Annotated in this window: 9 protein-coding genes; 6 read left to right on the top strand and 3 right to left on the bottom strand. The window is 74.9% G+C overall.

Features of this window, described 5'->3' with window-relative positions; genetic code table 11:
- Positions 1–205: 205 nt before the first annotated feature.
- The 5 genes from IH44_RS0127640 to IH44_RS0127620 all read left to right on the top strand — a co-directional run bounded on the left by IH44_RS0127640 (position 206) and on the right by IH44_RS0127620 (position 5,000).
- Positions 206–688, top strand: a complete 483-nt coding sequence (locus IH44_RS0127640; protein ID WP_030462463.1) for a MarR family winged helix-turn-helix transcriptional regulator — start codon at positions 206–208, stop codon at positions 686–688.
- A gap of 139 nt (positions 689–827) precedes the next feature.
- Entirely contained in the window at positions 828–1,847 is a 1,020-nt protein-coding gene (locus IH44_RS0127635) for a Dyp-type peroxidase (protein ID WP_030462462.1), read from the top strand.
- Positions 1,844–2,644, top strand: coding sequence for a family 1 encapsulin nanocompartment shell protein (locus IH44_RS0127630; protein WP_030462461.1), 801 nt, complete (start codon positions 1,844–1,846; stop codon positions 2,642–2,644). Before IH44_RS0127635 ends, IH44_RS0127630 begins: the two co-directional genes overlap by 4 nt.
- Positions 2,645–2,846: 202 nt before the next feature.
- Positions 2,847–4,181 (top strand): cytochrome P450, encoded by a 1,335-nt coding sequence (locus IH44_RS49510; RefSeq protein ID WP_081967161.1) that lies wholly within the window; start codon positions 2,847–2,849, stop codon positions 4,179–4,181.
- 36 nt (positions 4,182–4,217) lie between these two features.
- Entirely contained in the window at positions 4,218–5,000 is a 783-nt protein-coding gene (locus tag IH44_RS0127620; protein ID WP_081967160.1) for an SGNH/GDSL hydrolase family protein, read from the top strand.
- A 33-nt stretch (positions 5,001–5,033) separates the two neighbouring features.
- Here the strand turns inward: IH44_RS0127620 and IH44_RS0127615 are convergent, their stop codons facing one another.
- Together IH44_RS0127615 and IH44_RS0127610 are read right to left on the bottom strand one after the other, a co-directional pair.
- Positions 5,034–5,420: a PPOX class F420-dependent oxidoreductase gene (locus IH44_RS0127615; protein ID WP_030462458.1), complete on the bottom strand. Its 387-nt coding sequence runs from the start codon at positions 5,418–5,420 to the stop codon at positions 5,034–5,036.
- Between the two features lie 29 nt (positions 5,421–5,449).
- Positions 5,450–6,745 (bottom strand): glycosyltransferase family 87 protein, encoded by a 1,296-nt coding sequence (locus IH44_RS0127610; RefSeq protein ID WP_081967159.1) that lies wholly within the window; start codon positions 6,743–6,745, stop codon positions 5,450–5,452.
- A 248-nt stretch (positions 6,746–6,993) separates the two neighbouring features.
- On the opposite strand from IH44_RS0127610, the gene IH44_RS0127605 reads away from it, so the two are divergent.
- Entirely contained in the window at positions 6,994–9,339 is a 2,346-nt protein-coding gene (locus IH44_RS0127605; protein ID WP_051817391.1) for a Tex family protein, read from the top strand.
- A 34-nt stretch (positions 9,340–9,373) separates the two neighbouring features.
- Here the strand turns inward: IH44_RS0127605 and IH44_RS0127600 are convergent, their stop codons facing one another.
- Complete coding sequence (locus IH44_RS0127600) at positions 9,374–9,937, bottom strand: NUDIX domain-containing protein (protein ID WP_051817388.1); 564 nt, start codon at positions 9,935–9,937, stop codon at positions 9,374–9,376.
- Between the last annotated feature and the right edge of the window lie 105 nt (positions 9,938–10,042).

Genomic DNA, 10,042 nt, shown 5'->3' with positions numbered 1-10,042 from the left:
TCCCTCGCCCGGCCCCGACGTGTTCCCGGCTCCCGCCCCCGACGCGTCCCTCGCCCGGCCCCGACGCGTCCCCGGCTCCCGCCCCCGACGCGTCCCTCGCCCGGCCCCGACGCGTCCCCGGCTCCCGGCCCCGTGCCGTTCCTCCGTGCCCCGGCGGAGGCGGTCGCGCTAGGGTCGGGGCGGCACGGTCGGGCAGCAGCGGGTGGTGGGTGCGGTGGAGGAGCGGGTGGTGGAGCAGCGGGAGTTCGGGCGGCTGCTGCAGGGGCTGGCGTCCGAGATGAACCTGCTGGGGCACGACTTCGCCGCCGCCTCGGGCCTGCACGCCACCGATGTGCAGGCGCTGCTCGCGGTGCTGCGGGCGGCCGATCCGCCCGGCATCACCCCCGGCGGGCTGCGGGCCGAACTGGGGCTCACCTCGGGCGCGGTGACCGCGGTGCTGGACCGCCTGGAGCGGGCGGGGCACGTGCACCGGACCAAGGACGAGGCGGACCGGCGGCAGGTGCACGTGCACTACCACCCGGACGCGGCCCGGATCGCCGGTGAGTGGTTCGCCCCGGTCGCGGAGTGCACGGACCGGGTGCGGGCCGAGTTCGCGCCGGAACAGGTGGACACCGTGGTGCGCTTCCTGACCCGGATGACCGCGGAGCTGGCCGAGTTGCGGCAGGTCAGGCGGGCCGAACGGGCCTGAGCCGGGGCCGCCGCGGACCCCTCCCGGCCCGGTTCCGCCGGACACGCCCGATTCGGGCGCCATCACGGGTTCTCGAACCTTTTGCCCGGTATGGTCGGCTCGCGTCCGAACGTCCGGCAGCCCCCTGGGAGCCCCCGCCATGCCGCAGCCCCAACCGGTCCTCGCCGCGCTGACCGGGGCCGCCGTGTTCCTGGTGCTCGGGATCGAGGACGGCGGTGAGCAGACCGTCCGCGACCTGCTGCCGGACCTCGGCGGGCTGGCCCGCTCGGTCGGTTCCCGGGCCCCGCACGAGGAGGTCGGCCTGGTGGTCGGGATCGGCTCCGACGCCTGGGACCGCCTGTTCGCGGGCCCCCGCCCCGCCGGACTGCACCCGTTCGTCGAACTGGCCGGACCCCGGCACCTCGCCCCCGCCACCCCCGGCGACCTGCTGCTGCACATCCGGGCCGAGCGGATGGACCTGTGCTTCGAACTGGCCACCCGGATCAGCCAGCGGCTCGGCGACCGGGTCACCGTGCTGGACGAGACCCACGGCTTCCGCTACTTCGACTGCCGGGACCTGATCGGCTTCGTCGACGGCACCGAGAACCCCACCGGCCGGGACGCCGCCGAAGCGGTCCTGATCGGCGACGAGGACCCGGACTTCGCGGGCGGCAGCTACGTCATCGTGCAGAAGTACCTGCACGACATGGCGGGTTGGAACGCGATCAGCACCGAGCACCAGGAACGGGTGATCGGCCGCACCAAGCTCGACAACATCGAGCTGGACGACGCGGCCAAGCCCGCCGACTCGCACGTCGCCCTGAACACCGTCACCGGCCCCGACGGCGAGGACCGCGACATCTGGCGGCTGAACATGCCGTTCGGGTCGTTCGCCGAGGGCGGCGAGTGCGGCACCTACTTCATCGGGTACGCCCGCGACCCGGGGGTCACCGAGGAGATGCTCCGCAACATGTTCCTGGGCCGCGGGGCCGCCGCCCACGACCGGCTGCTGGACTTCTCCACCGCCGTCACCGGGACCTTCTTCCACGTCCCCTCCGCGGACTTCCTGAACGACCCGCCCCCCGCCCCCGGCACCCGGGCCGAAGCTCGGGCCGTGCCCCTGCCGGTCCGGGACGGCAGCCTCCGCATCGGCAGCCTGAAAAGGAGCACCACATCGTGAACAACCTGCACCGCGACCTGGCGCCCGTCTCCGCCGCCGCCTGGGACGAGATCGAGGAGGAGGCCCGGCGGACCTTCCGACTGCACGTCGCCGGGCGGCGGGTGGTCGACCTGGCCGGGCCCGACGGGCCGGGGCTGGCCGCGGTCGGCACCGGGCACCTGGCCGACATCGCGGCCCCCGGCAGCGGCGTCCAGGCCCGGGCCCGGGAGTCCCTCCAGGTGGTCGAGCTGCGGGTCCCGTTCACCGTCACCCGGGCCGCCGTGGACGACGTCGAGCGCGGCTCCCAGGACTCCGACTGGGACCCGGTCAAGGACGCCGCCCGCACCATCGCGCTCGCCGAGGACCGCGCGGTCTTCGACGGCTACCCGGCCGCCGGGATCACCGGCATCCGGGACGGCTCCTCCAACCACCCGGTCGAACTGCCCGCCGACGTCCGCGAGTACCCCAACGCCGTCAGCCGGGCCCTCACCGCGCTGCGCCTGGCCGGGGTCGGCGGCCCCTACTCGCTGCTGCTCGGCGCGGACGCCTTCACCGCCGTCAACGAGACCTCCGACCACGGCTACCCGGTCCACAACCACCTGGCCCGCCTGCTGGACGGCGAGATCATCTGGGCCCCGGCGGTCGAGGGCGCCGTCCTGCTGTCCGCCCGCGGCGGCGACTTCGAGCTGCACCTGGGCGAGGACCTCTCGATCGGCTACCTCTCCCACGACGAGACCACCGTGCACCTCTACCTCCAGGAGTCCCTGACCTTCCAGCTGCACACCCCGGAGGCCGCGGTCGCCCTCGGCTCGATCTGACGGCCCGTCAGCAACAGGGCCCAGGAACCCCACCCGCGCGTCCGGCGCGGGTGGGGTTCCTGGTGTCAACAGGTGCTGGTGGAAGGGGAGTTGACGGTACCGGGGGCGCAATCCGGACAGAGCTGCGCGGAGTCTTCCGGCGGTGGCGCGGCGGGCCCCACCATGGGGGCAGTACGGGGACTTTCGGTGAGGGGAGCACACCGTGTCCGATTCTTCCGTTACCGGCTGCCCGTTCCTCGACCCGGCCGGGGCCGCGCTGCACGCGGAGGCCGCGGAGCTGCGCGAGCAGGGCCCGGCGGTGTGGGTGGAACTGCCGGGCGGGGTGCGGGCCTGGTCGGTGACCCGGCACGCGGTGATCCAGGCGCTGACCACCGACCCGCGGGTCTCCCGGGACTTCCGGCTGCACTGGCCGGGGGCGGCGGAGGTGCCGGAGGGCTGGGTGCTGGGGCCGGTGGCGTTCCAGGACAGCTTCGTCAACCAGTACGGGGCCGAGCACCGCGCCGCGCGGAACCGGCTCGCGCCGACCTTCCTGCCGCGCCGGGTGGAGCGGATGCGCCCGCAGGTGCAGGCCACGGCGGACCGGCTGGTGGCAGCCATGGCCGAACTGGCCCCCGGGGAGCGCGCGGACCTGCGGCTGGCACTGTCCCGGCCGCTCACCCTGACGGTGATCTGCGACCTGTTCGGCGTCCCGGAGGACCTGCGCGGCGCACTCTGCGAGGCGATCGACACCGTGCTGGACTCCTCGCTCGACGAGGACCGCGCACTCGCCGCGCAAGTCGAACTCGACGTCCGGCTGCGGGAGTTGCTGGCACGCAAGCGGACCGACCCGGCGGCCGACCTGACCAGCGACCTGCTGCTGTCCGACCGCCCCGGCGAACGGCCGCTGTCCGAGCCCGAGTTGGTCGGCACCCTGTTCACGATGATCACCGGCGGGTTCGAGACCGCCGTCAACCTGATCACCAGCGCGGCCCTCGAACTGCTCACCCACCCCGCCGAGTTGGCCAGGGTGCGGACGGGCGGGCTCGGCTGGGCGGACGTGATCGAGGAGACCCTGCGGGTCGAGGGCCCGGTGATGCACGTCCCGCTGCGCTACGCGGTCGAGGACCTCGACCTCGGCGAGGGCGTGCTGATCCGCAAGGGCGACCCGATCATCCTCGGCTTCGCCGCCGCCGGCCGGGACCCGCGGGTGCACCCGGAGCGCCCGGACGCGTTCGACCCGGGCCGCCCCGACAAGAGCCACCTGGCGTTCGGCCACGGCCCGCACTTCTGCGTCGGCGCCCCGCTCGCCCGGCTGGAGGCGGAGATCGCGCTCAGCACCCTGTTCGCCCGGCTGCCCGCCCTGGCCCTGGCCGAACCCGACCGGACACCCGCCCGCCTCCCCTCGATGATCGTCAACGGCCCGGCCACCCTGGACGTGGTGCCCCGCCCGCTCCCCGCCCCCGACCGCCGGGCCCGCCACCGACCGCATCCCTGTCTCGACCCCCGTCCCCCCGTCTCTCCCCTCCCGCGCCCCCGCCCCCGGCGGGCCGCTCGGTAGGGTGGGGCCCGGCCAGGGACGACTCCAGGAGGCGGTGTGCGGCAGTACCGGGCGATGGTGGCGGTGGGGGACTCGTTCACCGAGGGGATGTGCGACGACACCCTGCCCGACGGGCAGTTCCGCGGCTGGGCGGACCGGGTCGCCGACGCGCTGGCCGCCGAGGCGGGGGCGGACGGCTTCCGGTACGCGAACCTGGCGGTGCGGGGCAAGCTGATCGGTCAGATCCGGGCCGAGCAGGTCGACCTGGCCGCGGCCACCGACGCCGACCTGGTGACGCTGGCGGGCGGCCTGAACGACGTGCTGCGCCCGGGCTGCGAGGTGGCCGAGGTCGAGCGGCTGCTCGGCGAGTGCACCCGCGAACTGCTGGCCGAGGGCCGCACCGTGGTGCTGTTCACCTCCACCGATCCGACCCGGCGGATGGCGGGCAGCAGCCGCCTGCTGCCCGCGATCCTGCGGATGAAGGCGTTCGTGGAGGGCGTGGTCCGGGAGCACCCGGACGGGGTGGTGCTGGTGGACCTGTTCTCGGCGCCGGTGTTCGACGACCGCCGGCTCTGGGCCGAGGACCGGCTGCACCTGTCCCCGGAGGGCCACCGCCGGGTCGCGCTGGCGGTCCTGGAGGCGCTCGGCCGCCCGTCCGCCGAGGACTGGCGGGCCCCGCTGGCCGAGCCGGACACCCGCACCCGCGGCCGGAAGGCCCGCGAGGACGTCCGCTGGCTGGGCACCCACGTCGGCCCGTGGATCGGCCGCCGCCTGCGCGGCCGCTCCTCCGGGGACGGCCGCCCGGCGAAGCGCCCGGAGCTGCTGCCGTACGAGGGCTGAACGCCGGCGGCCGCCAGTGACCGCCGGCAGCCGTCAGCCGTCCAGCCGGACGGTGATGCCGACGGTGCCGTCCTTGCCGCGCCGCAGCCGACTGCCGAGCAGGGTGAGCCGCCCGACCAGCCCGTACTTGCGGCCGAGCAACTGCCGGTAGCGCTCGGTGGTGGCGGGGTCGGCGATCTCGGCGGTGGCGGGCAGCGGGGAGCCGCTCGGGTTGCCGCGCACGTCGCACGGTCCGACCAGGACGTCGCCGCGGCGCCGGATCCGCTTGACCTTCCAGGAGTCGGCGACGGTCCACACCCCCAGCGCGTCGCCGTCCCGGACCACCCAGACCGGGGTGGCGACGGGGCTGCCGTCCTTCTTGTAACTGGTGATCAGCAGGTACTTCCCGGCGGCGAGCCGGTCCAGCGCGGTGTCGGCCATCGGGGCAGTCTACGTCTCCCGACGGCCCGTCAGACCGCCGAGACGCCGCCGGTGCCGGCGGGCCGGGGCGAGGCGGTGGCCCGCCACAGCCGGGCGGCGGACCAGAGCGATGCGCCCAGCAGCAGCCCGTTGCGGAGCAGGATGACCGCGGTCGGCCACCAGCCGCCGGCCTGCATCGCGTCGAAGAACAGCGGGTAGTCGACGGTGGTGACGCCGACCACGGGCAGCAGCAGCAGGGCGACCGGCCGCTGCGTGGTGTCCTCCACGGTCAGGCAGACGGCGGCCAGGCCGATCAGCCAGACCAGGTACTGCGGGGAGATCACCCGGCTGGTGACGGTGAACAGCAGCACCGCGGTCAGCGCCGCGTCGTACGGGGTGGCGGCCGTCCAGCGCCGGGCCCGGACCCGCCACAGCAGCAGCCAGCCGAAGGCCGCGGCGGTCAGCAGCAGCGACAGCTGGGCGATCCGGTGCACGTACCGGCCGAGGAACTCGAACGAGCCGTAGTGCTGCTCGACCCGGCCGGACCAGCCGAGCTGCCGGGCCGCCTGCAGGGCGCTGCCGCCCAGCGACTCGATCTCCACGCCGCGCCCGCCCTGGGCGTGCAGGAAGCCGAGGGTGTGGTCGAAGCAGGCGGCGAGGACCAGCAGCAGGGCGAGCGCGGAGAGCGCGGCGGCCGTCCAGGCCTGCCGGGTGGTGCGGCCGCGCGGGGTGCCGAGCAGCGTCAGCGCGGGCCAGACCTTGACCATCGCGCCGATCCCGGCCAGCACCCCGCCCAGCCGCGGCCGGGCCGGGAACAGCAGCAGCGCGCCGACCGCGAGCGCGGTCGCCGACAGGTCGTAGCGCCCGTACGGCAGGCCGAGCAGCAGCGGCAGGGCCAGCGCCCACGCCCAGGCCCCCCAGGTCGAGCGCCCCGGGCCGCGGCCGGCCGCCAGCAGGGCGGCCTGCACGGCGGCGTCGGCCAGCAGGGACAGCAGCACGAAGGACTGCAGGTACGTCAGGAACGGCAGCAGGCCCGGGGCGAGCATCGGCAGCGCCGCGCCGGGCGGGTACTGCCAGGTGACGTCGCCGACCGGGAAGGTGCCGGTGCGCAGGACCTGGTACCAGCCGTGGTAGAGCCGGTGCACCTCGATGGCGGGCTCGGTCCGGCCGGAGCGGATCAGCCCGACCATCAGCACCCGGCCGGCGATCCAGTACGCGGCGAGGGCCAGCACCTCGCGGGGCCAGTCGGCGGGGCGGGTCCAGCGGACCGGCCGGTCGGGCGGCCGCAGGGCCGGTGCCGGGGTCGGTGCGGGGGCCGGTGCCGGGGCGGGGGCCTGCGCCACCATGTCCTCCAATGCGCGCGGACGGCAGCTCCGGCAGCGGCGCCGACGGGAGCCCGGAAAACGGTCGTCCACCTCTCATACCAGACGATCCGACCGGCCTCCGGGCCGCTCGGACGCGTGTCCGCCCGCGTCCCCGGAACGCGCCACGCTCCGGGCGGCCGACCGGACCACCGGATGAACGTCGGCCGGACCTGCCAGAATGCACGGGCGACACCGCGCAACCGTCTGAAGGGGTGACCGGCACCGTGACCATGCCCGTCGAACGCAAGATCGCCGAAGAACTCGGCGTCCGCGAGAACCAGGTGCAGGCCGCCGTCGGCCTGCTCGACGGCGGTGCGACCGTGCCCTTCATCGCCCGGTACCGCAAGGAGGCCACCGGCGCCCTCGACGACACCCAGCTGCGCACCCTGGAGGAGCGGCTGCGGTACCTGCGCGAGCTGGCGGAGCGCCGCACCGCCGTCCTGGAGTCGATCGAGGCCCAGGGCAAGCTGGACGACGCGCTGCGCGCGCAGATCCTCGCCGCCGACTCCAAGGCCCGGCTGGAGGACATCTACCTCCCGTACAAGCCCAAGCGGCGCACCAAGGCGCAGATCGCCCGCGAGGCCGGCCTCGAACCGCTCGCCGACACCCTGCTGAACGACCCCTCCCAGGACCCTTCCGCGCTCGCCGCGACGTACCTGAACGAGCAGGTCGCCGACGCCCCCGCCGCGCTGGAGGGCGCCCGGGCCATCCTGGTCGAGCGCTTCGGCGAGGACGCCGACCTGGTCGGCTCGCTGCGCGAGCGGATGTGGACCCGCGGCCGGCTGGTCGCCAAGGTCCGGGGCGGCAAGGAGCAGGACGGCGCCAAGTTCGCCGACTACTTCGACTTCGCCGAGCCGTACACCAAGCTGCCCTCGCACCGGATCCTGGCCATGCTGCGCGGCGAGAAGGAGGAGGTCCTCGACCTCGAACTCTCCCCGTTCGACGGCGAGCAGGAGGCCGACCTGCCCGGCGCCAGCGACTACGAGCAGCGGATCGCCGCCCGCTTCGGCATCGCCGACCGCGGCCGCCCCGCCGACAAGTGGCTGACCGACACCGTCCGCTGGGCCTGGCGCACCCGCGTCCTGGTCCGGCTCGGCATCGACCTGCGCACCCGGCTGCGCGCCGAGGCCGAGGACGAGGCGGTCCGGGTCTTCGCCGCCAACCTGCGCGACCTGCTGCTCGCCGCCCCCGCCGGGACGCGCGCCACCATGGGCCTCGACCCGGGCTTCCGCACCGGCGTCAAGGTCGCCATCGTGGACGCCACCGGCAAGGTCGTCGCGCACGAGACGATCTACCCGCACCAGCCCGCCAACAAGTGGGACGCCGCGCTCGCCACGCTGGCCCGGCTGGCTCGCGAGCACAAGGTGGACCTGGTCGCGATCGGCAACGGCACCGCGTCCCGGGAGACCGACCGGCTGGCCGCCGACCTGATCAAGCGTCACCCCGAGCTGGGCCTCACCAAGGTGATGGTCAGCGAGGCCGGCGCGTCCGTCTACTCCGCCTCCGCGTTCGCCGCCCAGGAGCTGCCCGGCCTCGACGTGTCGATCCGCGGCGCCGTCTCGATCGCCCGCCGCCTGCAGGACCCGCTGGCCGAGCTCGTCAAGATCGACCCCAAGTCGATCGGCGTCGGCCAGTACCAGCACGACCTGAGCGAGCTCAAGCTCTCCCGCTCGCTGGACGCCGTGGTCGAGGACTGCGTCAACGCCGTCGGCGTCGACGTCAACACCGCCTCCGCGCCGCTGCTCACCCGGGTCTCCGGCATCACCGGCACGCTGGCCGACAACATCGTCGCCCACCGGGACGCCAACGGGCCGTTCCGCACCCGCAAGGCGCTCAAGGACGTCGCCCGGCTCGGCCCCAAGGCGTTCGAGCAGTGCGCGGGCTTCCTGCGCATCCCCGGCGGCGACGACCCGCTGGACGCCTCGGCCGTCCACCCCGAGGCGTACCCGGTGGTGCGCCGGATCCTCACCGCGACCGGCGGGCAGCTCGGCGAACTGATCGGCAACGGCGCGGTGCTGCGCGCGCTGCGGCCCGGCGACTTCGCCGACGCGACCTTCGGCGTGCCGACCGTCACCGACATCCTCGGCGAGCTCGACAAGCCCGGCCGCGACCCGCGCCCCGCCTTCCAGACCGCCACCTTCAAGGACGGCGTGGAGAAGATCTCCGACCTGGAGGTCGGCATGGTGCTGGAGGGCGTGGTCACCAACGTCGCCGCGTTCGGCGCCTTCGTCGACATCGGCGTGCACCAGGACGGCCTGGTGCACGTCTCCGCGCTGTCGAAGAACTTCGTCAAGGACCCGCGCGAGGTGGTCAAGCCCGGCGACATCGTCCGCGCCAAGGTCACCACCGTCGACGTCGCGCGCAAGCGGATCGGCCTGACCCTGCGCCTCGACGACGACACCACCCCCGGCTCGGGCTCCGGCTCCGGCAGCGGCGGCGGTGGCAACCGCCGCGAGCAGTCCCCCCGCCGCGACTCCCGCCCCCCGCGCCAGGACCGCCGCCCGAACACCGCCCAGCCCGCCCCCGCCAACTCGGCCATGGCCGACGCCCTGCGCCGCGCGGGCCTCGGCAAGTAGCGCGCCCCGAGGGGCGGCCGGGCCCGGCCGCCCCTCAGCCGGTGCGGGACTCCACGGCCAGCGCGACGAGTTCGGGCCACCAGGGTTCGCGGTACTGGGAGAGGAGCCGCTGGGCCTCCTCGGGCGCGACGGGGCGGACCTCGACGACCTGCTCGCCGTCGTCGGGGTTGGTGGGGGCGGAGTCGACCAGGACGTCGGCCCAGCCCCAGAGCCACGCCTTCACCGGGTGCGGCTGCCAGGGGCGGTAGGGCACCGGGGTGTCGGTGACCGCCAGGTGGTGGCCGATCCAGGTCGGCGGCCCGACCAGCCGGGCCCCGGCCTCCTCGCGCAACTCGCGCTCCAGGCAGGACTCGACGCTCTCGGCGGCCTCCCGGGTGCCGCCGGGCAGGAACCAGTGGCCCCGGACGTCCCGGCACAGGACGACCCGGCCCTCGGCGAAGCCCACCAGGTGGATGTTGGTGACCAGCTCGTCCGGCGGCAGATCGGTGCTGAACTGGGCGTCGATACCGCCCCACTCCCAGCGCTGCGGCGCGTGCAGGGCCGGGTACCGGGCCGCCAGTTCGGCGCTTTCGCTTGCTCTGCGTGTGGTGTCCGTCATTGATCGATCGTAGTCCTGAACGGTCCCGGGCGAACCCGGACGGTCAACAAGCCGGACGAAACGTCACCCGCCCGTGGCGCACCGTCAACCCGCCGCTCCGGACGT

Source organism: Kitasatospora sp. NRRL B-11411 (genome assembly GCF_000721345.1).
Classification (GTDB): Bacteria; Actinomycetota; Actinomycetes; order Streptomycetales; family Streptomycetaceae; genus Kitasatospora; species Kitasatospora cineracea.
The sequence above is the reverse complement of the archived record's forward strand: the minus strand, read 5'-3'. Positions and strand labels throughout refer to the sequence as shown.

Bases quoted from the DNA above. Each gene is read 5' to 3' on its own strand.
- IH44_RS0127635 (WP_030462462.1), top strand. From the start codon at position 828: ATGCCGCAGCCCCAACCGGTCCTCGCCGCGCTGACCGGGGCCGCCGTG.
- IH44_RS0127615 (WP_030462458.1), bottom strand. From the start codon at position 5,420: ATGGCCGACACCGCGCTGGACCGGCTCGCCGCCGGGAAGTACCTGCTG.
- IH44_RS0127610 (WP_081967159.1), bottom strand. From the start codon at position 6,745: ATGGTGGCGCAGGCCCCCGCCCCGGCACCGGCCCCCGCACCGACCCCG.
- IH44_RS0127605 (WP_051817391.1), top strand. From the start codon at position 6,994: ATGCCCGTCGAACGCAAGATCGCCGAAGAACTCGGCGTCCGCGAGAAC.
- IH44_RS0127600 (WP_051817388.1), bottom strand. From the start codon at position 9,937: ATGACGGACACCACACGCAGAGCAAGCGAAAGCGCCGAACTGGCGGCC.